The 22,619-nt window shown below is 64.7% G+C and carries 26 protein-coding genes; 13 read left to right on the forward strand and 13 right to left on the reverse strand.

Going from position 1 to position 22,619, the window contains the following annotated elements; translation table 11 throughout:
• Positions 1 to 23: 23 nt before the first annotated feature.
• Both EGD98_RS07125 and EGD98_RS07130 read right to left on the reverse strand, forming a co-directional pair.
• The gene (locus EGD98_RS07125) at positions 24 to 737 is read right to left on the reverse strand and encodes an MBL fold metallo-hydrolase (protein ID WP_220587649.1); all 714 of its coding nucleotides are present in this window, start codon (positions 735 to 737) and stop codon (positions 24 to 26) included.
• 319 nt (positions 738 to 1,056) lie between these two features.
• Positions 1,057 to 2,715 (reverse strand): tRNA uridine(34) 5-carboxymethylaminomethyl modification radical SAM/GNAT enzyme Elp3, encoded by a 1,659-nt coding sequence (locus EGD98_RS07130; protein ID WP_220587650.1) that lies wholly within the window; start codon positions 2,713 to 2,715, stop codon positions 1,057 to 1,059.
• A gap of 141 nt (positions 2,716 to 2,856) precedes the next feature.
• On the opposite strand from EGD98_RS07130, the gene EGD98_RS07135 reads away from it, so the two are divergent.
• On the forward strand, positions 2,857 to 3,633 hold the full coding sequence (locus EGD98_RS07135; protein WP_220587651.1) for a hypothetical protein: 777 nt from the start codon (positions 2,857 to 2,859) through the stop codon (positions 3,631 to 3,633).
• Between the two features lie 8 nt (positions 3,634 to 3,641).
• On the opposite strand, the gene EGD98_RS07140 is transcribed toward EGD98_RS07135, so the two are convergent.
• The 5 genes from EGD98_RS07140 to EGD98_RS07160 form a co-directional block, all read right to left on the reverse strand.
• Positions 3,642 to 4,130: a cupin domain-containing protein gene (locus tag EGD98_RS07140; protein ID WP_220587652.1), complete on the reverse strand. Its 489-nt coding sequence runs from the start codon at positions 4,128 to 4,130 to the stop codon at positions 3,642 to 3,644.
• A gap of 39 nt (positions 4,131 to 4,169) precedes the next feature.
• Positions 4,170 to 6,401 carry an OB-fold nucleic acid binding domain-containing protein gene (locus EGD98_RS07145; RefSeq protein ID WP_220587653.1) on the reverse strand — a complete coding sequence of 744 codons (2,232 nt, stop codon included), beginning with the start codon at positions 6,399 to 6,401 and terminating at the stop codon, positions 4,170 to 4,172.
• 75 nt (positions 6,402 to 6,476) lie between these two features.
• A complete protein-coding gene (locus EGD98_RS07150; RefSeq protein ID WP_220587654.1) occupies positions 6,477 to 6,740 on the reverse strand; it encodes a hypothetical protein in 264 nt (87 codons plus the stop codon).
• 96 nt (positions 6,741 to 6,836) lie between these two features.
• Positions 6,837 to 7,475, reverse strand: coding sequence for a YIP1 family protein (locus EGD98_RS07155; RefSeq protein ID WP_220587655.1), 639 nt, complete (start codon positions 7,473 to 7,475; stop codon positions 6,837 to 6,839).
• Between the two features lie 156 nt (positions 7,476 to 7,631).
• Positions 7,632 to 8,210 carry an NADPH-dependent FMN reductase gene (locus EGD98_RS07160; protein WP_220587656.1) on the reverse strand — a complete coding sequence of 193 codons (579 nt, stop codon included), beginning with the start codon at positions 8,208 to 8,210 and terminating at the stop codon, positions 7,632 to 7,634.
• A gap of 122 nt (positions 8,211 to 8,332) precedes the next feature.
• Between EGD98_RS07160 and EGD98_RS07165 the strand changes: the two genes are divergently transcribed.
• Genes EGD98_RS07165 through EGD98_RS07175 form a run of 3 tightly spaced genes read left to right on the forward strand, consistent with a single transcriptional unit; the run spans position 8,333 to position 11,090 of the window.
• Positions 8,333 to 8,872, forward strand: a complete 540-nt coding sequence (locus EGD98_RS07165; RefSeq protein ID WP_220587657.1) for a hypothetical protein — start codon at positions 8,333 to 8,335, stop codon at positions 8,870 to 8,872.
• A 59-nt stretch (positions 8,873 to 8,931) separates the two neighbouring features.
• On the forward strand, positions 8,932 to 10,362 hold the full coding sequence (locus tag EGD98_RS07170) for an APC family permease (RefSeq protein WP_220587658.1): 1,431 nt from the start codon (positions 8,932 to 8,934) through the stop codon (positions 10,360 to 10,362).
• A 2-nt stretch (positions 10,363 to 10,364) separates the two neighbouring features.
• Entirely contained in the window at positions 10,365 to 11,090 is a 726-nt protein-coding gene (locus EGD98_RS07175; RefSeq protein WP_220587659.1) for a universal stress protein, read from the forward strand.
• A gap of 5 nt (positions 11,091 to 11,095) precedes the next feature.
• Here EGD98_RS07175 and EGD98_RS07180 read toward each other — a convergent pair whose 3' ends face one another.
• Entirely contained in the window at positions 11,096 to 12,010 is a 915-nt protein-coding gene (locus EGD98_RS07180) for an HhH-GPD family protein (protein ID WP_220587660.1), read from the reverse strand.
• 81 nt (positions 12,011 to 12,091) lie between these two features.
• Between EGD98_RS07180 and EGD98_RS07185 the strand changes: the two genes are divergently transcribed.
• Positions 12,092 to 12,421, forward strand: a complete 330-nt coding sequence (locus EGD98_RS07185; protein ID WP_220587661.1) for a ribbon-helix-helix protein — start codon at positions 12,092 to 12,094, stop codon at positions 12,419 to 12,421.
• Here EGD98_RS07185 and EGD98_RS07190 read toward each other — a convergent pair.
• Complete coding sequence (locus EGD98_RS07190; RefSeq protein ID WP_220587662.1) at positions 12,418 to 13,686, reverse strand: MgtC/SapB family protein; 1,269 nt, start codon at positions 13,684 to 13,686, stop codon at positions 12,418 to 12,420. The genes EGD98_RS07185 and EGD98_RS07190 overlap by 4 nt on opposite strands.
• Positions 13,687 to 13,765: 79 nt before the next feature.
• On the opposite strand from EGD98_RS07190, the gene EGD98_RS07195 reads away from it, so the two are divergent.
• Positions 13,766 to 15,013, forward strand: a complete 1,248-nt coding sequence (locus EGD98_RS07195) for an AI-2E family transporter (protein ID WP_220587663.1) — start codon at positions 13,766 to 13,768, stop codon at positions 15,011 to 15,013.
• On the opposite strand, the gene EGD98_RS07200 is transcribed toward EGD98_RS07195, so the two are convergent.
• Entirely contained in the window at positions 15,010 to 15,297 is a 288-nt protein-coding gene (locus EGD98_RS07200) for a PadR family transcriptional regulator (RefSeq protein ID WP_220587664.1), read from the reverse strand. The genes EGD98_RS07195 and EGD98_RS07200 overlap by 4 nt on opposite strands.
• Positions 15,298 to 15,553: 256 nt before the next feature.
• Here EGD98_RS07200 and EGD98_RS21140 point away from each other — a divergent pair, with 256 nt between their 5' ends.
• The 4 genes from EGD98_RS21140 to EGD98_RS07220 all read left to right on the forward strand — a co-directional run bounded on the left by EGD98_RS21140 (position 15,554) and on the right by EGD98_RS07220 (position 18,021).
• Positions 15,554 to 15,718, forward strand: a complete 165-nt coding sequence (locus EGD98_RS21140) for an amphi-Trp domain-containing protein (protein ID WP_328762290.1) — start codon at positions 15,554 to 15,556, stop codon at positions 15,716 to 15,718.
• Positions 15,719 to 16,284: 566 nt separating this feature from the next.
• Positions 16,285 to 17,349 carry a hemolysin family protein gene (locus EGD98_RS07210; RefSeq protein WP_220587665.1) on the forward strand — a complete coding sequence of 355 codons (1,065 nt, stop codon included), beginning with the start codon at positions 16,285 to 16,287 and terminating at the stop codon, positions 17,347 to 17,349.
• A gap of 48 nt (positions 17,350 to 17,397) precedes the next feature.
• Positions 17,398 to 17,664: an AbrB/MazE/SpoVT family DNA-binding domain-containing protein gene (locus EGD98_RS07215; protein ID WP_220587666.1), complete on the forward strand. Its 267-nt coding sequence runs from the start codon at positions 17,398 to 17,400 to the stop codon at positions 17,662 to 17,664.
• A 3-nt stretch (positions 17,665 to 17,667) separates the two neighbouring features.
• A complete protein-coding gene (locus tag EGD98_RS07220) occupies positions 17,668 to 18,021 on the forward strand; it encodes a type II toxin-antitoxin system PemK/MazF family toxin (RefSeq protein ID WP_220587667.1) in 354 nt (117 codons plus the stop codon).
• Here EGD98_RS07220 and EGD98_RS07225 read toward each other — a convergent pair.
• Positions 18,018 to 18,305, reverse strand: coding sequence for a chorismate mutase (locus EGD98_RS07225; protein WP_220587668.1), 288 nt, complete (start codon positions 18,303 to 18,305; stop codon positions 18,018 to 18,020). The two genes, EGD98_RS07220 and EGD98_RS07225, sit on opposite strands and share 4 nt — an antisense overlap.
• Positions 18,302 to 19,174, reverse strand: a complete 873-nt coding sequence (locus tag EGD98_RS07230) for a shikimate kinase (protein ID WP_220587669.1) — start codon at positions 19,172 to 19,174, stop codon at positions 18,302 to 18,304. The genes EGD98_RS07225 and EGD98_RS07230 overlap by 4 nt, the downstream gene beginning before the upstream one ends.
• Positions 19,175 to 19,341: 167 nt before the next feature.
• Here EGD98_RS07230 and EGD98_RS07235 point away from each other — a divergent pair, with 167 nt between their 5' ends.
• From EGD98_RS07235 to EGD98_RS07245, 3 genes are all read left to right on the forward strand, one after another.
• Positions 19,342 to 19,770: a DUF5796 family protein gene (locus EGD98_RS07235; protein ID WP_220587670.1), complete on the forward strand. Its 429-nt coding sequence runs from the start codon at positions 19,342 to 19,344 to the stop codon at positions 19,768 to 19,770.
• Between the two features lie 79 nt (positions 19,771 to 19,849).
• The gene (locus EGD98_RS07240; RefSeq protein WP_220587671.1) at positions 19,850 to 21,622 is read left to right on the forward strand and encodes a sensor histidine kinase; all 1,773 of its coding nucleotides are present in this window, start codon (positions 19,850 to 19,852) and stop codon (positions 21,620 to 21,622) included.
• A 105-nt stretch (positions 21,623 to 21,727) separates the two neighbouring features.
• Positions 21,728 to 22,213 carry a hypothetical protein gene (locus EGD98_RS07245; RefSeq protein WP_220587672.1) on the forward strand — a complete coding sequence of 162 codons (486 nt, stop codon included), beginning with the start codon at positions 21,728 to 21,730 and terminating at the stop codon, positions 22,211 to 22,213.
• A 141-nt stretch (positions 22,214 to 22,354) separates the two neighbouring features.
• On the opposite strand, the gene EGD98_RS21010 is transcribed toward EGD98_RS07245, so the two are convergent.
• A complete protein-coding gene (locus tag EGD98_RS21010; protein WP_268899124.1) occupies positions 22,355 to 22,489 on the reverse strand; it encodes a DUF7128 family protein in 135 nt (44 codons plus the stop codon).
• Positions 22,490 to 22,619: the final 130 nt, after the last annotated feature.

Below are 22,619 nucleotides of genomic sequence, written 5' to 3' on the forward strand. Positions count from 1 at the left end.
TAACCACGAGCCGTCGGGCAGTGTCACAGCCGTCCGGCCAGCGCTCGCAAGGCGTCGTCGCCACCAGTCACCAGCGGGTCGCCGTGGCCCATGGCTGCCACGTCGAACCGCGGAATCCGCGCGGAAAGCGCGGCGACGCTCTCGCGCAACTGGGCCATGTCGTAGGAGTCACCCCAGAACGGCGTCGTCAGGCCGCCGTCGTCGCCGGCCCAGACGAGGTCGCCGAGAAAGGCCGCCGACGCGCCCTCGTGGTGGTACACCACGTGGCCCGGGTTGTGCCCTGGGGTGTGGTGGGCCGTGAACCCGCCGACGGTGTCACCATCGTCCAGCGGTTCGAGCCGGAGGTCCGGCAACGGGAACAGCCGACGGCTCGCCCGGTGGAAGAGCCCCTTGTGGTGGAGCCACTCGGGATGGGCGCGTCGCTCCAGCAGGTCGAGGTCGTCCCGGCCCAGCGAGACCGGGCCGTCGAACTCGGGGACCAGCCGGTTGAGACCGCCGACGTGGTCCAGGTCGTAGTGGGTGACCAGCACGCGGTCGAGGTCGGCCGGGGAGTAGCCCACCGCGTCGAGTTCCTCGCGAACGGTGGGTTCGTTCCACCAGAGCCCGGTGTCGACGAGCGTCAGGCTGTCGGGGCCGGCCTCGAACGCGCCCCCGTCGACGAGGTAGGCGTTCGAGGCCAGCGGCGGGAACAGGCCCAGTTCCAGCAACCAGACGCCCGGCCGAAGCTCTCGGACCATACGCGGTAAAGGGTATCAGCGTGGAAAACCACACCGCATCCCGTGAGAGTGTGACAGCCGCGGTTTCGGCTGGCAGGTCACTCCAGCCGTTTGCTCACGAGAACCACCTTTTTCTTCATCGGGTTTCCTCGCTCACTTCGCTCGCTGCAGGAAGAGCGTGGCGGCGTAGCCGCCACGTCATCCGGTTGCGGGCCGCTGGCCCGCAACCCGCTCGTGGAAAAACGTGGTTCTCGTGAGCGAAGCGAACGGGAGCTCGAAAGACGAGCGCAGCGAGTCTTTCGGTGGCGAAAAAGGCCGGCCCCCACTTTGTTCGGGCCAGTCAATCGAGACGCTTCGAGACATACGGGCCGTCCTGTTTGTACTCGAGCTTGTTCCGATAGTACTCACGGACGCCGATGCCGGAGATGACCGCAATCTTCGAGAAGCCGGCCTCGCGAGCCAGTTCCTCGGCTTTCGCGAGCAGGCGCTTGCCGTACCCCTTGTGCTGGTGGTCGTCGTCGCCGGCGGACTGGCCGACGCCGACCGAGTTGCCGTAGACGTGGAGTTCGCGGACGAGCGCAGCGTCGTCGAGTTCGTGACGGACCGGGCTGTTCGGGAACCGGAGGCGACAGAAGCCCACGAGCACGTCGGTGTCGAAGTCTTCGAAGGAGATGAAATGTTCCGTGCCGCCACAGGCCTCGTAGGTCATGACGTTCAGTTCCACGTTCTCGGCGACCTCCTCGGAGTGACCGGCCTCGCGACACCGGATACAGTCACAGGACCACCCGTGTTTCTCCATCTCCTTCCAGGCCAGCTGGCGGAGGTTGGACTTCCAGACGCCGCCCTCGATGAAGTCCGCCGGGATGTCGCGCTGGACCCGCTGGAGGCGGGTGTAGCGGGGAATCATGTCCTTGATCTCGGCGACGAGCTCGGCCGCCTCCTCGTTGTTCAGCGGGTCGAAGTCGTTTTTCTTCCACCAGTCGTAGGTGACGGTGCCCGGGACGACGAGCGTCGGGTAGATTTTGAGGTAGTCCGGTTTCCAGCGGGATTCGGAGAAGATGCGCCGGAAGTCCTCCAGACACATCTCCCTGGACATCCCCGGCTGGCCGGGCATCATGTGGAAGCCGACCTTGAACGCCGAGTCACGGAGCCGTCGGTTGGCGTCGATACTGGCCTGGACGCCGTGGCCGCGGTGCATCTCGCGGTTGATTCGCTCGAAGGTCGTCTGGACGCCCACTTCGACTTTCGTGCCCCCAAGTCTGAGCATCCGGTCGATCTGCTCGGGGTCACACCAGTCGGGCTTGGTCTCGAAGGTGGTCGCGACGTTTCGCACGTCAGCGGTCTCGTTCTCCGCGATGACGTCCTCCAGATACCGGAACTCGTAGTCGTCCTCTGCGAAGCTGATATCCTCCGCCGGCTGTGGGTCGGCCTCGGGGTCGAAGTCGTTCATCGCCTCGATGGCCCGCTTGACGAACCACTCCTGGTAGTCGTGGCTCCGGGCGGTCATCGTCCCGCCCATGATGATGAGTTCGGCCTTGTCCACGGGGTGGCCGATTTCCCGAAGCTGATTCAGCCGCAGGGTCACCTGGCCGTACGGGTCGTAGTCGTTCTGCTCGCCGCGTGCCGCGGCGGGCTCGTGGCCGGTGTAGGACTGGGCCGAGGAGAACTCCGAGTCCGGGCCGCCGGGACAGTAGAGACACTTCCCGTGTGGACACCGGTGCGGGGAGGTCATGATGGCGATAGGCGAGACGCCCGACGCGGTGCGAACGGGTTTGCGCTGGAGGACCTCCTCCAGTACCTCGCGGTGTTCCTGTGGCGCGTAGTCGAGCAGTTCGGAGTTCTGCGGGACCTTCGGGGCCGAGTACTCACGGCAGACGTCTATCTTGGCGCTCTCGACGTCGTCGCGTTCGACCTCGCCGGCGAGGATGCGGTCGACCAGCTCCGCACACACCTGCTGGAAGGCTTCCGTCTCCTCCGGGTCCTCCGTCTCCGTGCTCATCGCTTACCGGAACTGGTCGACACGGCCGAATAAGCGTGTCGCTCGGGCGTAAGTATCGAACGCTGGCCGGCCGGAGACTCGTACTCGGCGGGTCGGCGGAGACTAGCAACTTTTTTACACATCTGAGTTAACTCAAGCATTATGACCAAAGGAAAGAAGTCCCGGCGGTACGTCCTCGGTGCGACTGCAGGCGCCGCAACTGTCGGCCTCAGTGGCTGTCTGGGCGTTCTCGAAGAACAGATGTCCGACAGTAGCGACTCCGAAGGGGCGGACGAAGACGACGACGAGTCCGACGACGCGACGGAGACCGGAACGGACGAGAACAGTTCCGACTCGTCGGTCATCTACGCCGACGACTTCGAGGACGGGACCCTGGATTCCTACGATATCGTCTCGATACCGGGCGACGACGCCACAGAGACGTATCACATCACCACTTCGCCCAGTCAGGGCGAGTACGCCGTCCAGCACCGGACCGAGTCACATTACATGACACCCACGGAGGAGGTGAGTCTGGAGCCGCCACTTACATTCTCACTCGATTTCTACGTCGACGGCTGGTCGGGCATCGACATCGCACTCCAGCACGACGCGGCCCAGAACCTCACGTACCTCGTCAAGGTCCGGGACAACAACAACGGCCCGTTTATCGAGGTGGTGAAGAAGCGAAACGAGTTCGGGACCGGCGACTCGACGAAGCTTCGCAACGACAGAAACGAGAACGACGTATTCTCCACGAACGAGTGGGAGACGGTCAGTATCGACTGGGAAACGGACGGTACTATCACCGCCCGAATCTCGTCTACTGGCGAGTCTGTCTCCATTACCGACGACGAACTCTCTGGTAACCCGTTCAGACTCGTGGGGTACCACTACGACGGGTCGGCGACGTTCGACAACGTCGATATCCGTCGGTAGACCGGTCCTCACTCCTCCCAGTAGTCCAGCTCGGCGTGCCGGTCGAGATACGTCGATAGCGTCCGCTCGTCGCTGTCGCCGCCGGGCGCGCTTCCGGCGTATAGCCCGACCATATCCCGGTCGGGATAGACGGTGATGTCGGGTTCCTCCATCGTCCCGCTCATCAGCAGGCGGAGTCCGTCGTCGCCGGCTTCGATATCGTGGGCGCTCTCCTCGCCGGGCGGCAGGGCGACGTAGTCACCGGTCTCGAGGGCGTGTTCTGTCTCGTCGGGACCCAGAAAGAGCGTTCCGCTACCGTCGAGGACGAAGATAGACTCCTCGTTGCCCTCGTGATAGTGTCGCACCCACAGTCGCTTGCCGGCCGGCACCTCGTAGAGACTCGTTCCGAGCTTCTCGCCACCGGCGGCATCGGCCAGCTTCTTGCGCTTGAACTGTCGGTCGCCGTGGTCGTGTTCGGTCCACTCGAGGTCGTCGGCGTTGACGGGGCCGTCGCTCATACCGTGTCGACAGCGGATGGAAAGAAAAGTCCTGTGTCGTTACAGGTCGTCGGCGAGCCGTTCGAGCGTCGCGTCGAGCACGGCGTCGCGCTCGCCGGCCAGATAGCGCACGGAGCCGTCACGCACGCTTCGGGTGGTGACGCCGCCTTCCGGCACGCTCTCGTCGATGTCGGCGACCAGTTCGTGCAGGTCGAGGTCGGCGTCGGTCCGGACGTACAGCGTGTCAGTGTCGACGCCAACCACGGCGTCGACCTCGTCCCGGACCGAGCGGTGGAGTTCGTCCAGCAGGAGCGTCTCCGGCGGGAACTCGTACTGGTGGGAGTAGGCGTCCGTGTCCAGTACCGCGATGTCCGCCTCCGCGACCGTATGATACTCCAGATTGGCCACGGCGGTCGAGACCTCCTCGTCGACCTTCTCGCGGAACTGCTCGGCGACGTGGCCTGCCAGCCCGCCGACGTCGGTCTCGTCGTCGCCGAAGACGAGGTCGGTGATGAGCTCACGCTTGTCCTCGTAGGACTGGTAATGGGCTTCCAGCGCGACGGCCTCGCGCAGCTGGGCGAGCGCCTCGGCGTCGTAGCCGGCCTCGCTCGCGAGGTCGACGTAGGCCTCGGGGGCGCCCTCCCAGAAGCTCACCGCAGGGAGGTGCTGGAGGTCGTCGCGCACGTCGTCGTTGACGTGGGCCGCGACGTTGGCCGCGAGCGTCGTCGCGGTCGTGTCGGGCACGTTGGCCAGGCTCGGCGAGACGACAGCGTCGACGGCGTCGGTGACGGCGCCGTCGACCGCGATGTCGTCGACGACGACGGTGGGCGCCCCGTAGACGTTCAGCAGGTCGAAGCCGTCGAGGCTCTCGCGGGTGCCGCCGGCGGCGACGAAGACGAACAGGGGAAGGGCCTCGTCGTGGCGCTCGCGGTTGTCGAGCATCTGGGAGGCGTCCTTGGTGGCGTCGTCCATGTCGTAGACGCCACCCTCCAGCGGTCGGCGGTCGAAGTAGTGGTACTGAGCGTCGGCCCGTCGGTGCTGGTCAGTGACAAGCGGGAGCGTCGCGCGTTCGAGCGCGCTCCCCGCGAGATAGCCGTCGGCGGTGTTGGTGTGGCGGACGATGACCGGCCGCTCGGTGAGCACCGCTTTGCGAATCTCGGTGGCGGCCTCGACCAGGTCCTCCGAGAGGGCCTCGACGGTGCCGTCCGCGGCCAGGGGCTCGACGGCGTCTGGACGGGCCTCGTCGTCGAGGGCGTCCGCGAGGCGCTGTTCGACCGCGTCGCGCTCCTCGTCGTCGAGGACGGTGAGCGCCTCGGTCTCGACCTGCAGTTCGCCCCGTCGTTCGCGCACTTCGCCGTCGAGTCGGACGAACTCGCCCTCCTCGACGTCGGGATAGGCACGGACGCCTGCTTCGACGAACGCGGCGCAGTCGACGGTGCCGGTCTCGTCCTGTAGTTCGAAGACGGTCGGGCCGGAGGTCTGGCGGATGCCGACGACCTCGCCCTCGAGTCGGACGTCCTCGCCGACGTGGTCCGCGAGGGCGCCGACGGGAACCGTCTCCAGTTCGTCCTCGGCCTCGACGACGGCCGCGCCGCCGCTGGCGGAGTCCGTTTCGGTCGTCTCGTCGGCGGACTGCTCGTCGTCGCTGTCCGAACCGAACGAGCCGCCGGCTTCGGAGACACGGTTGTCGTCGCCCATCTGACTCACGTCACCCGCTTCCGGTTCCGCGGGCTCGGCCTCGGCTGTGTCCGCGTCGGTCTCGGCCTCGTCTGTGTCCGCGTCGGTCTCTGCCTCGACCGCATCGTCTTCGCTGGCAGTCTCGTCCGACGCGTCTGCGGACGTGTCGGGGGACTGAGCAGACGCCCCGTCCCCGTCAGCGTTTCCCGACTCGGCCTCGTCCTCTTCCTCCTCCAGCAGCGTCGAGTGGCCCACGTCGGGGTCGTCGACCAGCACGCCGCGGAACTCGCGTTCGGCCTGCCGGATGGACCAGCCCAGATCGACGTTGCCGTTGTCGCGGACGTTCTTGACCTGGACGTACACCTCGTCGCCCGGCTCCCAGTCCAGCGAATCGAGCCGCTGGTCCAGTTCACTGCGGTGAAGCAGGCCGGTGACGCTGTCGCCGATGTCGACGAAGACGCCGAACTCGGCGAAGCCGTCCACGTTGCCGCGGTAGTATCGACCAATGTTCAGCTGGTCGGCGCTATTCCCTCGGAACTCGAACAACGCGTCCTCCTCGTGGAGGTCACAGATGTGTCCGTCGACGGATGTGCCGCAAATGATACACGAACCCATTGCCCGATGCAAGCAGGTGGGGCCTAAAACTGTTGTCGAATTCGCCGCGCGAGAAAATCCCTGATTACCGACAGCTCACTCGAAGACCTCACTCTCCGATTCGAGCAGCTCCAGCCCGTCTGCGACCGCTCTGGCCTGTTCCGGGAACAGCGCGACCTCTATCTCGCTGCCCTGTTCGTCCTCGAAGGCGAGTTTCACGCGTTTGTCGCCATACTCGCGAACGTCGACCCCTTCGATGTCGTACATCTTGACCGTCGCCTGTTTGTTCGACGGGCCGACGTTCTTGACGGCGCCGTCCTTGAGTTCGAGCATGAAGTCGTCGATGTCCAGCGTGAGCATACCTCACCTTTGCGCTCCGGCCTAAAATCCGCTCGCACTCGTACTGCCGGCTATAACAAACTGACGTAATTCGCCACCCCAGGGGGGCGAATATCTTTACGAACTTATACCCGGCAGTATCCCGAGCGCCGTCAGTGCGTCGAAGCCCCGGAAGCCGTAGCCAAAGATGATTGCAGCGGGGAGGGTCCCAACGGCGACCGCTTTCGGCAGACTGAGCTCGTGGACCACGGCCGTGCCGACGACGTATAGTGCCGCGCCCCAGAGCGTGACGACCACGCGCAGCTCCGGGAACGGAAGTCCCGCGACGATGCAGGGCGCCATCGCGTAGCACATGACCTGGACCGTCTCGCTGATACCGCCCCGGTCGGGCGCGGTGGGGACGAGCAGGAGCGTCTGTATCGCCGCGGTAAGATGGACCGTTATGGGCGCGACGAAGACGATGATACCCAGGAGGGCAAGCACGGCCACGCCCGGCGTGAAGTCGCCGATGGCGGGGTAGGGAAAGGGCCCGGTCGAGATGACGCCGCGGCTCGCGAGTTCGACCACGAGGAAGCGGCCCAGTTCCTCGACGAGGACGACCAGCGACGCGAAGATGAGTCCCGGCGCCTGGTCACCGGGGGCGATGCCGGTCCGGAAGAACCGTCGCGGTCTGCGGAGGACTTCCGCCCAGGCGCGCACGATGGCCACCGGTCCGCGGTCACGCCCCGTCCCGGTGGTCTCGACCCACTGTGTCACGGCTGTGTGTGGGGACTCGGTCAGTAAGACAATTGCGAGTTCCGCTCCGGTATCAGAAGGTGTCAGTCACGGCGCTTGCCTGGCTAATCGTCGGCGCCTTCAGTCGTGGCACCTGCGGAGCAGCTGCTCACGAGTGCGGGCACACGGCCCTCACGGCTAATCATCTGCTCCGACGTTCTCCGTGCTCTCCAGACACGGCGGGTCGGGTTCGATGTTGGCGTACTGCACAGCTTCTTCGCCCAGTCGCGCGACCCGCTCGTCGATTCCCTCGTCGGTAATCGCGCCGTTCTCGACGGCGTCGCGAGCGCGTGGGACGGCCGCCTGATGGGGGATAACCCAGCAGTTCAGCGCCCGACAGACCGACCGGAGGTGTTCCAGCGCGGTGATGGGGAACCCGCCGCCGGCGACGGCCAGCAGGCCGACGGTCTTGTTCTCGAACTCGTCGAAGCCGCAGTAGTCGAGTGCGTTCTTCAGCGGCGCCGAGTACGAGCCGTGGTAGACGGGCGTCCCGAGGAGTATCGAGTCGGCCTCGCGGATTGTACGGGTAAGTTCGGGCGCGTCACCGGCCTCGCGGTCGTCCGCGTCGAAGACCGGCAGCTCGTACTCTCGCAGGTCCAGCAGTTCGGTCTTGCCGCCGGCCCCGGCGGCCGCATCGAGGGCGCGTTCGACGGCGACGCGGGTGTAGCTCCCGTCGCGGAGACTCCCCACGACGCCGACGACGTGTGGTCGTGCCATACGTCGACGCAGACAGCGACGGTCCAAAGTGGTAGCGGAAATTCCGGGGCTGCTTGCCGAGCGAGACCATCGGCCGCCAAGCGGTGGCTCACTTTCGTAGGCCTGGCGCTCGTAGTACGATTATGCGACCAACGGTCGCGGATTTCCGACCGGACATCCCGTATCGACTCCGGCACCTCATCGGACCGCGGTTGACCAGACTGGCCAGGCGGGTCGGCCGGCCGGAGTTCAGGCTCCATCGGTCGGGCTACGCCGGGACAGTCGACGTGCCGATGAACGAGTTCGAGCGGGCGCTATCTACCGGTGGCTTCGCGTGGGGACCGGTCAGCTGGTACCATCAGCCGCCTGTGGGGGCGGACCCGAACGGGAGCTGGACCTACCGCAGAGTCCCGTTTTCGGACCGTCAGCTCCACGTTATCCTCAGCAGACGCGACGACGACCGTATCGACGTCTACGCCCACTGGGAGTACAACTGGCGCCGCCATCCGGTCAAGCACGCGAAACAGCTCGGTATCGACCGAGAGGGCGGCTCGACGTCGATGCAGGCGTGGTTCGACAGCCAGGGTATCGACTACGACTCACGCTCGCGGACCCGGCGGAAAGTCAGTCACGCGGTCCGCCGCGTCGCCGCGTCGCTGCTCGGTCGCGGGACCGGCGAGTAGGGGGGTCGCCAGTCCCCCCGTACATCGGTTTTATCCCTGATGTACGGTAACATACATCTATGGCCGACCAGCCTGTTGGACCCGAGGTGGCCGGGGAGAACGTCGCTGGTGAGATACCGGTCGAGGAGCCCGAAGCAGTCACCGACGAGGCTATCGTTCACGACGACGAGACCGAACTGGAGCGGACCATCGGGCTCGTCGGCGGGCTGGCAATCGGCATCGGGACCATGATCGGGGCCGGTATCTTCGTCTTCCCCGGTCTCGCGGCCAGCACGGCCGGGCCGGCCGCCTCCCTGTCGTTCGCTATCGGGGGCGTCATCGCGCTTCTCGTCGCGCTCCCGACCGCCGAACTGGCGACCGCGATGCCACGGAGCGGGGGCGGCTACTACTTCGTTTCCCGGAGCCTGGGAACCGCCGCGGGCGCGATTGTGGGCCTCGGACTGTGGCTGGGGCTGGTGTTTGCCTCCGCGTTCTATCTCGTCGGGCTGGGCCACTACGCGACCGCTGTGCTGGCCGAGGTCGGCATCGAACTCGGCGTCAACCCGGTGGTCGCTATCGCGCTCCTGTTTGGAGTCGTGCTGACGGCGCTGAGCATCGGTGGAACCGAGAACACCGCCACACTCCAGAACTACGTCGTCGGAATTCTACTCGTGGTACTGACAGTGTTTCTCACGTACGGCGTCCTCGATGCACTCGGCGTGTTCGGCCGGGAAGCTCCCCCCAGCGTGTTCTTCTCACAGGGAACGTTCCCGGTGTTGACCACCGCTGCGCTCGTCTTCACCTCCTATCTCGGGTTCGCTCAGGTCGCAACTGTTGCGGGTGAGATAAAACAGCCGAGCCGGAATCTCCCGCGCGCGATGATCGGGTCGGTCCTCATCGTCACCGTGTTCTACGTGGTGACCATCTTCGTCGCGACGAGCGCCTTCGGCGCGGACCGGCTGGGCACCTTCGGCGAGACTGCCATGGTCGAGGTCGCGCGGGAGTTCCTGGGACTGCCCGGCGCGGTCGCGATACTGTTCGCCGGCCTGCTTGCGACCTTCTCCAGCGCGAACGCCTCGATACTTTCGGCCTCCCGGGCCGTCTACGCGCTGAGTCGTGACGCCTTGCTCCCCCGACGAGCGAGCGAAGTGAACCTCCGCTTTGGCACGCCACACGTGGCCCTGCTCGCGGCCGGCGGCCCGATTCTCGTGCTCGTCGCGACCGGCGAGGTCGAGCTCCTCGCGGAGGTCGCCTCCTTTCTGCACCTGGTGATGTACGGCCTCATCTGTGTCGCGTTGCTGGTGTTGCGCCGACGGAATCCGGAGTGGTACACCCCGAGCTATCGGGTCCCAGGGTATCCGGTCGTCCCCGTCGTCGGGGCGCTAGCCAGTTTCGGCCTCGTCGCGTTCATGCAACCGGCCTCTATCGTCGTCGGCGTCGGGGTCATGATTCTCTCGTATCTCTGGTACCGATACTACGCGAGCGGCGTCAGGCTGCAAGGAGCCATCTGACAATGACAGACCGACCATCCATCCTCGTCCCGATACGCGTCCTCGACGGTGAATCGATTCCCGACGGCGTGCCCGAACTCCTGGCGAACGCCCACGTCGTCCTGCTGGGGTATCACGTCGTCCCGGACCAGACCGCGACGGGGCAAGCGAAGATGCAGTTCGAGGAGCGGGCAAACAGGCGACTGGACAGGTACGAGTCGACCCTCGAAGAGGCGGGCGCGACCGTCGAGCGACGGCTGGTGTTCACCCACGACGGGCAGAAGACACTCGACAGAGTACGCAAGAAATGCGACTGTCTGGCCGTCCTGGTCCCCAACGGGACGAGTCCGCCGGACGACGTCCTCGTCGCGGTCAGAGGCACTGCCGGCGTGAGCCGACTCGCAGACGCAGTCGCTGGCCTGTTCGGCTCGACGGACGTCACCGTGACCATGTATCACGTCACCGAGACGAACGAGACCGACGACGATATCGAGACCTTCCTCGATGGGGTGAAAGACCGGTTGACCAGCAAGGGAATGGCACGGTCGGCAATCGAGACGCGAGTCGACCCCGAACAGAAACGGCTGAAAGCGATCGCGACGGCGGCCGAGGAGTACGACGCCCTCGTGATGGGCGAGTCCGACCCATCGCTGGCGACGTTCGTCTTCGGGATGCCGGCCGAGCAAATCGCCGACAGGTTCCTCGGCCCGGTGCTCGTGGTCCAGCGCGAGCACAGCGAGTCATCCTGAGCCGGTTACGTCCGGCTCAGTGTCGCCACACCGTCCGTGAGTGTCACCAGCCCGTCGTCGTCCAGGTCCGAGAGCAGGCCCCGGAGCCACTCGCGTCCGTACTCGCCCTCGGGCGCGTAATCGACCCGCACCCGCGGACCGAGTTCGTCGAGCGCCAGTTCGTCGTACTCGTTGAGCACGCTGATGACGCGCCCCCGCATCTGTCGGCGCGACCCCTCGAAGGTCGGCTGGGTGGGGACGTCCGGCGCGGTGAAATCGCCCGACTGGTAGGCCGAGCACCACTCGCGCCACGGGCACTGTGCGCCGTCGCAGTCCGGCGTCTTCTCGCAGGCCACCCCACCCAGTTCCATGATGGCGTTGTTCCAGACCTCGGAGCGGCCCTCGGGCATGAGTCGCTGAGCGGTTTCCTCGAAGGCACTGTCGTCGTCGGGCACGTCGAACGCGCGGTAGAGCACACGCTTGACGTTCGTATCCACCACGGCGTTTCCGTTGTTGAACGCGAAGGAGGCGACGGCGTTGGCGGTGTAGGGGCCGACGCCCATCAGCTCCGAGAGGCCGTCCGGGTCCCGTGGCCACTGCCCGTCGTGGTCCTCTACTACCTGTCGGGCGGCCTCGTGGAGGTACTTCGCGCGGTTGTTGTACCCCAGCGAGTGGTCGGTCCAGAAGCCCACCACGTCGCCGCGGTCGGCCGCCGCGAGGTCCGCGACCGTCGGCCACTGCTCAAGGAAGTCCTCCCACGCCGCGACGACGCGGTCGAGCTGGGTCTGCTGGCTCATCACCTCCGAGACGAGAATCTCGTAGGGGTCGTCGGTCTGACGCCACGGGTAGTCGCGGTGGTCGGCCTCGTACCACTCGACGAGGGCGGTCTGGACCGCTGGGACGTCGTTCGGGAGATGGTCGTCTCCCGCCTGCTCACTCATTGGCGGCTCTTTGGACCTCGATGATTTGTGTGTGGTGGTCGAGTCGCAAGTCGTTTTTACGGGCTGGCCCTTCGAACAGGCATGACCCTCGACGAACTGCAAGACGAGATGCAGGACCGGTACGCTGACCTCGACGACGACCTCTCGGTGTCGCTGGACCGGGAGACGCGCAACGAACTGGCGATGCTCTCGGTCGCGCTGGACCCCGAGGACACCGACGAGCTACTCCGCCGGGCCGTCCATATGCTGTTCCAGTCGACCGTCGAGCGCGGGACCCTGGATTTCCACCTCCGGTCGGGCTACGACTGTACCTACGACGAGTTCCTCTCGGGGATGACCTTCGACGAGATGGCCGGGGGCAACCAGTTCCCACAGGCACAGGACAACGACGACCGGCGCTACCAGTTCTAGGCGAGCATCGCGACGACCAGTGCGCTCGCGCCGCCAAGGACGACGGTACTCCAGATAGCGACGCGCCCGGCGAAGCTCCGGTCGGGCCCAGGAGCGGTCATCGCGGCCTTGACGGCGATGCTGGCCGCGGTGGCGAGCAAGATAGCGAGCATCGCCGTCGTCTCGTCGATGGCGCCACCGCGGTACAGCAGGACGGCGGAGGTGGTCGCACCGGCACTGGAGACCAGCCCGGAGAGCACAGAGGTGACGTAGAGGCCGGCGGTGCCAAAGCGGGCGCTGGCGACGCTGCCGACGACGACCACCAGCAAGAAGACGCCGCCAAACGCCAACACGCCACGCAGCGAGAACGGGCTGGTCAGGTCCATCTCGACTTCCTCTGACCAGTCGGCGGTGTAGGCCGCGACGGCGACGCTTCCGACGATGACGGCACCCAGCGGGACGAGTGGCGTGAGCAGGAGCCCGCTCTCGATGGTGAAGACGACGGTGATGAGCAGGTTCCGCAGCGCCATCGCGGCGTCGGCGAGCAGGATAGCGGCGACGGCGTAGGAGGAGGCGGCGGGCTGCTGTCGGACGTGGTCTATCATCGTCCCCACGACGGCCGTCGAGGAGGCCAGCCCGCCGAAGAAGCCGGTGACTGCGATACCGCGCCCGCCGTAGGTCTGGACGATGGCGTAGTTGACGAAGCCGATGCCCGCGACGAAGACCACCATGAGCCAGACGACGCGTAGCTCGATAGTCACACTGAGGATATCGCCGGGGATGCGTACTGGGTCGGTGGGCAACAGCGGATAGATGACAAAGGCGAGGATAGCGAACTCGGTTCCGGAGCGGAGTTCCTGCTTGCTGAGCCCCCAGGCGAAGCTGTGTAGCTCCCGCTTCAGAACGAGCAACAGCGACGAGAGGACGGCCACAGTCACGCCCTCCAGGATGTATCCCGCCGCGACGACGGCGCCGACGCCGTAGGCCACGAGCAGTGAGACGGAGGTCGTCAGCGAGAGCGTCTGTTCCTCGGCTTGCAGCCCCTGGACGGCAAGCAGGATGCCCTGGACGATGACCAGCACCCCGCCCAGAACGAGCAGGGTGTCGCGTTCGGTGACGGTAAAGACGGCCGCCAGCAGACTGACCAGCGCGAACGTCCGGATGCCCGCTGACTTCTGGGACCACTCCCGTTCGAGCCCGAGGAACATCCCCAGCGCCCCCGCGAGCAGGATTCGCAGAATCCCCTCGTCTATCCCGGGGGCGGCCAGCTGTATCGAACTCTGCACGGGAGACCTACGGCCTGGAGCGACTAAGCGTGTCGGCCGACGAGGTAGCTTTTTCCTTCACCCAACTGAATCCCGAATCATGGCTGAGTACGACGTGGATATCAACTGGCCACGCGCGTTCTGGATTAGCTTTGGCGTCGTGCTAGCCGCCACGATACTGTTCGTTACGTACTCGTTTATCGGCACGTTCGTCTTCGGTATCTTCATTTACTACGCGACGCGGCCGCTCTACCGCCGGGTCCAGCGCCGTGTGAAACAGCCGACGGTGTCGGCGCTGCTCTCGCTGTTCTTGCTAGCATTGCCGGTACTGGTCTTGCTGTACTACACGTTAGCCATCGCGGTACAGGAGTTCAGCCGCTTCGCCCAGACGACGGACGTCGGACCTTACGCCGACGCCATCGAGCCGTACATCAACGTCTCCGAGGTGGTCCAGAACCCCCAGACACTGCTCTCCGACGCGGGTGGGCCGGGGACCATCGTCGACACGCTGGGGCAGTTCGTCGGCTATCTCGGCGTCGTCGGGACGGGGCTCATCCACGCGTTCGTGATGTTCGCGCTGGCGTTCTACCTGCTCCGAGACGGCCCGCGCTTTGCCGAGTGGGTCAAGGGCTTTCTCGACCACCGCGGTGTGCTCGACCACTACTTCCACGAGGTCGACCGGAGCTTCCACAAGGTGTTCTACGGGAACATCCTGAACGCCATCGTCACGAGCGCCATCGGTGCGATCGCCTTCAGCGTCGTGGATTTCGTCGCACCGGCCGGTCTCTCTGTGCCCTACCCCGCCCTGACGGGAGTGCTCGCGGGGGCGGCGAGTCTCATCCCCATCATCGGGATGAAGATCGTCTACGTGCCGATGGCCATCTATCTGGCCGTCACTGCCGGCCTCGACGGCGAAGGCTGGTGGTTCGTCGCGCTCTTTGTCGGGGTCGCCTTTGTCGTCGTGGACACGATACCGGACCTCGTCGTCCGGCCGTACGTCTCCGGTGGCGGGTCACTCCCGCTCGGGCCGTTCGGGCGGGCAGAATCGACGCCCGAGGCCGACTCGAACCCCGGGCTGCACACGGGGACGCTGATGTTCGCGTACGTTCTGGGCCCGTTCCTCTTTGGCTGGTACGGGCTCTTCCTCGCGCCGATGATACTGGTGCTGGTCGCACACTTCGCCAGATTCGTCCTGCCAGTCATCGTCGAGGGACAAGCCCGCCCCAGCGGCGTCGACCCGACGAACCTCGTGGGTGAGGAAGTGGGTGACCCGGAGATAGACGACGTGCCAGCGGCCCAGCGGGACGAGGACTCGGCTCCCACGCCGGGTGCCGAAGACCCCTCCTAGGCGTCGGCCTCGGTATCGACGTACTGGTTCTCCCAGTCACGGCGAGCGTCGAGTTCACGGCGGCCACGGCGGGTCAGCGTGTAGAAGTTGGTCCGTCGGTCGCGCTGTCCCTTCTCGACGAGGCCCTTGTCGACGAGGGTGTCGAGATTGGGATAGAGCCGGCCGTGGTGAATCTCCTTCTCGTAGTAGGCCTCCAGCTCCTCCTTGATAGCGAGGCCGTGGGGCTCTTCGTGGCCCGAGATAACGTAGAGGAGATCCCGTTGAAAGCCGGTCAAATCGTACATCGTCTGCGTCTACTCATATATCAGGGACAGAACCATTTAAATATGTCGGATTGGCGAGTTTCCAGTCCCAGCGCGTGGCCGAGACTGGTCGTAGCGTGCTTCTGAATCCAGACAGGGGGATATCGAGTGGTCGCGGAGACAGTTCAGTTTCCCGTCATACGGCGGGCTTGTGAGCGGCGGTCCTGTTATCTCCCGGCGCAATCTTTTGCTGGTATGCCAGAGAAAACGCTGTTCGAAAGTGAGCAGTTGATGGGTTGTGAGTCCGTCACGTAGTACCTGCGGACTCGCGGATACGCTGGAATCAGGCTCCGAGGTGACGCTGCGTGCGGGCGACCAGTCCGTGACCACGAGCCCGCCGAGCGAAGTGGAGCTAGAGTGGCCAGAGAGCGCGAGTCGGGGCAGCGAACTCTCCATCGAGTAACCTGGGGCGCGTCGCTGGTTCGTTACTGCAGCTACGTCGTACCCACGGTCGCGTCGCTGTCTGACATTTCTCAGCGAAGTAAGTGGAAAGCGGCCGCCGAAAATGCGGCCGCTTGCCGCCCTGAATTGGTCCCCGCTGACGCTTCGGCCCTCCAAGCGAAGCGTCACTGGATAGAAAGTGAGTGAGTGACTTAAAAGTACCGGCCCTCTGTCGATATGGACGCTGTCTGAAACGTTTCGGCCTTGCAAGTGACGGGCGAGCGTAATCGACTCGATGCCAGATGACTGTCACTGGCCCGTGCGCTGTGAGTGTTCTGTTCGTACATACAGCGGCCCGCAGGGGCGTTTCCACGCGGTTGTGCCGGGGGTGCCGACGACCGCGACTGCTGTGCAGCGGCCGGACAGTCACGGATTCTCTCGCCGTTTGACCCCGTTCAGGTAGCCAAATTCGGGACGGACTCGTGTCTGCGGGCAGTATCTGACCGAGCGCTCGGAACACGTACCTGGTTTGGGACTGAGGAATTTCCTCGTCAAATGTCTTGAGACCACAGGTCGAAGTGATGACATATGAACGGCCTCGAACTGGCGCTTCGCCTGTCGGCCGGCCTCTTGCTCATCCTGGCAAACGGGTTTTTCGTTGCCATCGAGTTTGCACTGACCCGCGTCCGGCAATACTCGGAGTCGGAATTCGATTCGCCGGGGTTACAGCGAGCCTGGGGGATGACCAGCGATCTCGAGATATATCTTACGAGCTGCCAGGTCGGTATCTCCGCGACGAGTATCGCCGTGGGAATCGTCGCAGAACCAGCGCTTGCGAGACTCATCGACCCGTTCTTCGAGAACACGTTGCTCGCGTCCATCGGTGCTGGTGGCGTTCTCGCATTTCTCGTCATCAATCTGCTTCACCTGACACACGGAGAACAGACGCCGACGTATCTCGGCGTCGAACGGACGAAGTTCGTCGCCCGGTACGGTGCGACACCGCTGTACTGGTTTGCCAAAGCCCTGTACCCGGTCATCTGGGTCGGTGATGGCGTCGCCAAGTGGACGCTCCGACGCTTCGGTATCGAGATGACCGGTGCGTGGCTCGAAACTGAAACCGACCGCGTCGAATCCCGGGCCGACCTGCGCCACCGGCTCGGGTCCACGCTCGATAAGGGCGATATCGCCGACGAGCGAAAAACTGAGATACTCAACGCTTTCACCGTCGGTGAACGGCCCGTCAGTGACGTCATGACCGACCCTGGGGATATCGTGTTCCTCTCGACGAGTGCGTCCGTCGAGACCAACCTCCAGCGGATCGGGAACAGCCCCCACACGAGGTTTCCAGTGATTGGAAACGACCCGACGGACTTCCGAGGCATCGTCTACGTCCCTTCGGTCGTCGATGCGATAGACGAGTTGCGACGTGGCGAGGTCACCGTCGAGGATATCGCCGCGGCCCCGATGACCATCCCCAGCGACACGCCGATAAGCGACGCCGTCGACCGGTTTCAGGACGAACACCAGGAACTCGCGCTCGTGTTCGAGGAAACCGAAGCCAATATCCTCGGGCTGGTGACCGCGACAGACGCACTCGAAGCGATAATGGGAGAAATCGAAGACCCCCTCGATATCCAACGTCGGGAGTGACACCTTCGAGCCGAAAGAGGCTTGAGTATGAATATGATATGAATATGTATGACTCAAGGCAAGGAGCGTAAAATTGGTCAACGGGGGCAAGTCACGCTGCCGAAAGAACTACGAGAGAAACTGGGTATCCACGGAGGTGACGAGGTACTGGTCCACGAGGAAGACGGGAAAATCATCATCGAAAGGCCCCTGTCCCGTGAGGAACTCGCTGAGGGATACCGGCGACGCGCAGCGGAATCCGAAGCCATCGCCGAGGAGATGGACAGTGTCTCACGCGAGGCCGACGAGTACCTCGGTGATATCCCTGAGTGGTAATCTATGGACGTTCGCCGTGGAGACATCGTCATTGTTTCGCTCGACCCGACGGAAGGTTCCGAGCAACGGGGAACACGACCCTGTCTGGTCGTGCAAAACGACATCGGGAACGAGAACGCACCGACGACTATCATCGTTCCGCTAACGACCTCGCGAGGGGACGACCTGTATCCGTTCGAGGTATATATCTCGGCAGCGCAGTCCCCACTTCGAGAGGATTCGGTGGCTCTCTGTAGTCAGATTCGCACGGTTTCGGTCGACCATCGTATCAAAACCGATATCGGCTCCGTCCCTGAGTCTCGTATGGACGAAGTCGATGAGGCGCTCGAATACAGCCTCGGTCTGAAGGAAGTCTAGCGGGACTCCCGTTGCTCGACCTTGTTCAGCTCGATGAGCAGGCGAAAGGTTGCCTTCACGAGGTTGGCGTCGACGTCGAACCGTTCTGCGTTCTCGCCGGCGCGGTCCATGACGGCCTGTTCCTGTGACTCGTCGGTCGTCGGGAGTCCCTGCTCCTGCTTGACCTCTGCGATAGTGTCGGCGACGTAGGTCCGCTGGGCGATTTTCTCGACGATTTCACGGTCGATAGTGCGTATCTCCTCGCGCAGTTCATCCAGTGACATCTCTTCGGGGTTCGAGCTCATTGTGTCTGTGTTCCCTCCGTTTGCGTGGTCGTCAACAAGGTTCTGCCGGGTCGTTCGTCCCAGTACTCCCTGACCTGTTCGAGCGCCTGGCGGTCGCCGACGGCGGTAAAGGACGGGCCGGTCCCCGACAGCGAGACGCCCTCGACCTGCGAGATACCCTCGACTATCGGCTCGGTGTCGAAGCCAAGCGCGGCACAGAAGGCCAGTCCGTTGACGGTCATGGCGCGCTGGTAGTCGCCGTCCAGCGCCAGGTCCTCGACGAGCCGGGCCATCGGCGCAATCTGCCGGCAGCGGTCGACGTCCGCGTCCGCCGAGAAAGACTGCTCCGGGGGCGTCCAGACGAGGACGTCCCAGTCCACTTCCTCCCGGGCCAGCAGGTCGTCGCTCTCGTTGTCGGTGACTGTGACACCGCCCAGCATCGACGCAGAGGCGTCGTCGAACGCGCCCGTTATCGTGACACCGACGTCGCGGGCGGCCATCACCCCCAGCCGCGCCATGTCCTCGCGGGTCATCCGGTCGGTGGCCTCGAGCGCGGAAAGCGTCGCCATCACTGTGGCGTTCGCGGCCGCGCTCGAACTCTTCAGCCCGGAGGCCATCGGCACCTCGCTCTCGGTTCGGACCGTCCCCCCCGATACCGCGGGCATCCCCACGGCCCCGCCGTGGGCGTCGATGACGTACTCGACGCAGCGCTCGACGAGGCGCGTATCGGCGTCGGGCGCCCCCGCGACCTCGCCGGTCACGTCCTCACGCTCCGTGGACAGTTCCACGGTCGCAGTGGTGTACTCGTCGATAGCGAACGCCGAGCCCCGTCCCGTCGCCAGCGCGTTCAGAACCGTTCCGGCCGCCGGCGCTCGTGCTTGCCCTTCCATCGGTCATTGGTCTCGCCCGCCGGTATTTACCATCTGCGGTAGTGACTACCCGTCTGTCGACGAGACCGCCCGCCGGGGCCGTCGCTCCGGACGAACCGCGCGGCGAGCGAGCAGGAACCCAATCCGACAGCGCGCCGTTTTTGCCACCGGAGGGTGAACTACTCTGTATGACCAACCGTTCGGACATCCCGCCCGAAACCGTCTCGGTGGAGCTAACCGAGGACGGCATCGCCGTGGAGTACCTCGACGGCCGGACCGCCTTCTACCACGGCGTCCCCACCAAAGCCGAGGAGAGCGTGACCACGGCACCGGGCAAGGACACGCACGTGCTCATCACCGACAAGACCGAAACGTCGGGTGTCATGGTCTACGTCAACGACCTCCGGACCCACGACGACATCATCGAGAAGAGCGGCGTCGGCCGCGTCATCTTAGAGGACGGCGAGGAGGACGAACTGTTCCCCGGCGTCACGGTCACAGACCACCAGATGCGCGTCGAGGTGACCGTCGACTACGACGTGACCGACGGCCGCGTGTTCGTCTTCGAAGAAGACGAAATGGGCGAGCGCAGTTTCGAGATAGTGCCGGCCGAATAGACGAGAATCCGGCGAGGGGATTGTGGAGGTCGCTTGGCGGGGGGTAGCGTTATTATTTCTCCCCTTCTTTTGACGTATAATGGGCGTGCAGTTCCCGTTCGTCTCGGGTCTGATGTTCGGGGCTACGGCGTTGATACTGGCGGCTGCGGCCGTCGCCTATCGACACGACTCGGTACCCGGAACGAGGATGTTCGTCGTGTTCATGTGCTGTGCGGCCCTCTGGGCCGTGACCTACGGAACCCAGCTATTGTTCACAGGGCTCGACGTACAGCTGTTCTGGACGAACCTGCAGTACCCCGCCGGCCTCTTTACGTGTATTACCTTCGGCATCTTCGTGTTGCACTATACGGGTCGTGAGCACAGACTGACGCGGACACGGCTGGCGGTCGCGTCGGTGCTCCCGGCGGTCACGTCGGTCGCTGTCTGGGTCCCAGGCTACCAGTGGCTCGTGTGGCGGGAGGCCTCGCTGGTACGCGTCAACGGGTTCCTCATCGCCGATATCACCCACGGGCCACTGTTCGCCGTGGCGGTCGCCTACAGCTATCTGGTCGTCGTCGGGAGCCTGGGGCTGCTCGGCCTGACGACGCTTCGGACCCGCCAGTTATACCAGAAACAGACGGCGCTCATCACCGTCGCCGCGTTCGTCCCGCTGGTGGGCGGGGCCGTCGCGTACGTGCTGGACATCACGGTCATCGACTACACGCCAGTCGGGCTGGCGGCCTTCGGCGTCGGCGTCGCAGTCGCGCTCTCGCGGTACCGGCTGCTCGACGTCCACCCGGTCCCGCGCAATCGCATCATCGACCAGATAGAGACCGGCGTGGTGGTGACCGACGCCAGCGACCGTATCGTCGATATCAATCCGGCAGCCACCGACGTGCTCAGTTGCAGTGACCCGCTCGGCCGGGAGCTCCGAGATATCGGCGGCATCGCGGCGGAGATGGCGTCGATGACCGCCGAGACGACCGCGGAGGTAAGCGGTGACGAGGACGGAACGTACTTCGAGTGTACGAAATCGACGCTGGCCGCCGAGGGCGGCTTCGAGGACACGCACCTCTACATCCTGACGGACGTGACCGAACGGCGCCAGCGCCAGCAGACGCTCGAAGCGAAGAACGACCGGCTCGACAGCTTCGCAGAGGTGCTCTCACACGACCTCCGGAACCCGCTGTCGGTCGCGCACGGCATCGCAGACGTGGCCCGTGCAGAACCGGCACCCGAGCATTTCGACCGTCTCGACCAGGCCCACGACCGCATGGCCGAGATTATCGACGACATGCTGACGCTGGCCCGCAGCGGTGACCCGGTCGACGACCCCACTGTCGTCGACCTCGAGACTGTCGCCACGGACGCCTGGGAGAACGTGGCAACCGAGGACGCCGAACTGACCGTCGAGGGAACGCGGACACTCGAGGCCGACACACAGCGGCTCAAACAGCTCTTCGAGAACCTCTTTCGGAACAGCGTCGAGCATGGTCGTTCGAGAGACGGCAAAGCCGTCTCTCGTGATGACGAAAATTCCCAAGGGGAATTTTCGAACCACTCGACGAGCCCCGACTCGCAGGCTCGGCAGGACAGCGTGGAACACGGTGCCACGGCGAAAGAGCCGCCGGTCCGCATTCGCGTCGCCCCGACGGAATCGGGCTTTTTCGTCGCCGACGACGGCCCCGGTATCCCGGTCGACCAGCGCGATGCGGTGTTCCGGTCGGGCGTCTCCTCGGCGCCGGGCGGCACCGGCGTCGGGCTGGCTATCGTCAAGACTGTCGTCGACGGCCACGACTGGGCAATCGACGTGAGCGACAGCGAACACGGCGGGGCCCGGTTCGACGTCGAGACCGTGGTGAGGGAGATGTAGCGGCGAACGGACAGAGTGAGCGACCGGGTTTCCGAGCGGGCGAGACCTTATTTGTACGGCAGAGGCGCCAGAAAGCATATTACATGACATCGAAAAGACGTTTCCATGCCCTCCAGGCGACAGTTCGTCGGTGTCATCGGGACAGCGATGGCGCTATCCGGCTGTAGCGCGCTCGAATCGGCGACCTCGACCGAGACCGAACAGTCCGTCTCGACGGCCATCACAGCACGGCTCCTCGGTCCGGAGACCGACCAGCAGCTGTTCGATGGCAGCGAGGTTGCACGGGTCGGCGAGGTGAACGAAGATAGCGGGACTGTCCAGCTCCCGATCACTCTGACTGACGCCGGGCAGACGTCGCTCACCGAACAGTTCCGCTCGGCGAACGTCTCGGAGAATTCCGGCGAGTTCGAGATGCAGCTACTGGACGACGGCGAGGAGTTCCATCGGTTCGGTATCGGTTCCGACCTGGCCACGGCTATCGAGGATGAGGAGTGGAACGGCAAGTTCGTCATCGGAGTCGAGGACCGCGACGCTGCCGAAGCGATGCGGTCGAGGCTGCTAGGCGAGGGCACTGAGACGCCAGAACAGTAGCCCCGGGGACGGCGGCGTCGGGGCACGGCAGACCGGGCGGTCCGCGAGACGGCCCGTTCGCTCGCCATCGGATAGCCGTCTGTGGATTGGTTGCAGAAACGACCCGGTCACTCGCGGGGTGGCGACGGGCATCGTCGGGGATCACTGCAGATACGAGGGGTCCTCGTCGTCGCAGTTCTCCTCGTGTTGTTTCGCGTCCGTCTGGTCGTCGAACATGAGCCCGCAGGTCTCACACTTGTACCAAGTCATCTCGTCGCGCTCGGTAGTGACCACCATGTGAGACACTCTATCGCCGGGAGGTAAATTGTTTTCCCGCGACAGTTCGCGGGAGCGGTGCATGGCAGCCAGGGGTATCACTACCGACCCCTGGCGGTGCAAACTCAACAGTTATCTGAGATGTCAACGG

The sequence above is a fragment of the Haloarcula salinisoli genome (assembly GCF_019599405.1).
GTDB lineage: Archaea > Halobacteriota > Halobacteria > Halobacteriales > Haloarculaceae > Haloarcula > Haloarcula salinisoli.

Coding starts and splice junctions, on each gene's coding strand:
- EGD98_RS21010 (WP_268899124.1), bottom strand. CDS start 22,489: ATGGTGGTCACTACCGAGCGCGACGAGATGACTTGGTACAAGTGTGAG.
- EGD98_RS07245 (WP_220587672.1), top strand. CDS start 21,728: ATGCCCTCCAGGCGACAGTTCGTCGGTGTCATCGGGACAGCGATGGCG.
- EGD98_RS07185 (WP_220587661.1), top strand. CDS start 12,092: ATGACCCTCGACGAACTGCAAGACGAGATGCAGGACCGGTACGCTGAC.
- EGD98_RS07240 (WP_220587671.1), top strand. CDS start 19,850: ATGGGCGTGCAGTTCCCGTTCGTCTCGGGTCTGATGTTCGGGGCTACG.
- EGD98_RS07225 (WP_220587668.1), bottom strand. CDS start 18,305: ATGAGCTCGAACCCCGAAGAGATGTCACTGGATGAACTGCGCGAGGAG.
- EGD98_RS07135 (WP_220587651.1), top strand. CDS start 2,857: ATGACCAAAGGAAAGAAGTCCCGGCGGTACGTCCTCGGTGCGACTGCA.
- EGD98_RS07180 (WP_220587660.1), bottom strand. CDS start 12,010: ATGAGTGAGCAGGCGGGAGACGACCATCTCCCGAACGACGTCCCAGCG.
- EGD98_RS07140 (WP_220587652.1), bottom strand. CDS start 4,130: ATGAGCGACGGCCCCGTCAACGCCGACGACCTCGAGTGGACCGAACAC.
- EGD98_RS07230 (WP_220587669.1), bottom strand. CDS start 19,174: ATGGAAGGGCAAGCACGAGCGCCGGCGGCCGGAACGGTTCTGAACGCG.
- EGD98_RS07170 (WP_220587658.1), top strand. CDS start 8,932: ATGGCCGACCAGCCTGTTGGACCCGAGGTGGCCGGGGAGAACGTCGCT.
- EGD98_RS07150 (WP_220587654.1), bottom strand. CDS start 6,740: ATGCTCACGCTGGACATCGACGACTTCATGCTCGAACTCAAGGACGGC.
- EGD98_RS07220 (WP_220587667.1), top strand. CDS start 17,668: ATGGACGTTCGCCGTGGAGACATCGTCATTGTTTCGCTCGACCCGACG.
- EGD98_RS07175 (WP_220587659.1), top strand. CDS start 10,365: ATGACAGACCGACCATCCATCCTCGTCCCGATACGCGTCCTCGACGGT.
- EGD98_RS07130 (WP_220587650.1), bottom strand. CDS start 2,715: ATGAGCACGGAGACGGAGGACCCGGAGGAGACGGAAGCCTTCCAGCAG.
- EGD98_RS07215 (WP_220587666.1), top strand. CDS start 17,398: ATGACTCAAGGCAAGGAGCGTAAAATTGGTCAACGGGGGCAAGTCACG.
- EGD98_RS07195 (WP_220587663.1), top strand. CDS start 13,766: ATGGCTGAGTACGACGTGGATATCAACTGGCCACGCGCGTTCTGGATT.
- EGD98_RS07160 (WP_220587656.1), bottom strand. CDS start 8,210: ATGGCACGACCACACGTCGTCGGCGTCGTGGGGAGTCTCCGCGACGGG.
- EGD98_RS07165 (WP_220587657.1), top strand. CDS start 8,333: ATGCGACCAACGGTCGCGGATTTCCGACCGGACATCCCGTATCGACTC.
- EGD98_RS07200 (WP_220587664.1), bottom strand. CDS start 15,297: ATGTACGATTTGACCGGCTTTCAACGGGATCTCCTCTACGTTATCTCG.
- EGD98_RS07235 (WP_220587670.1), top strand. CDS start 19,342: ATGACCAACCGTTCGGACATCCCGCCCGAAACCGTCTCGGTGGAGCTA.
- EGD98_RS07125 (WP_220587649.1), bottom strand. CDS start 737: ATGGTCCGAGAGCTTCGGCCGGGCGTCTGGTTGCTGGAACTGGGCCTG.
- EGD98_RS07210 (WP_220587665.1), top strand. CDS start 16,285: ATGAACGGCCTCGAACTGGCGCTTCGCCTGTCGGCCGGCCTCTTGCTC.
- EGD98_RS07145 (WP_220587653.1), bottom strand. CDS start 6,401: ATGGGTTCGTGTATCATTTGCGGCACATCCGTCGACGGACACATCTGT.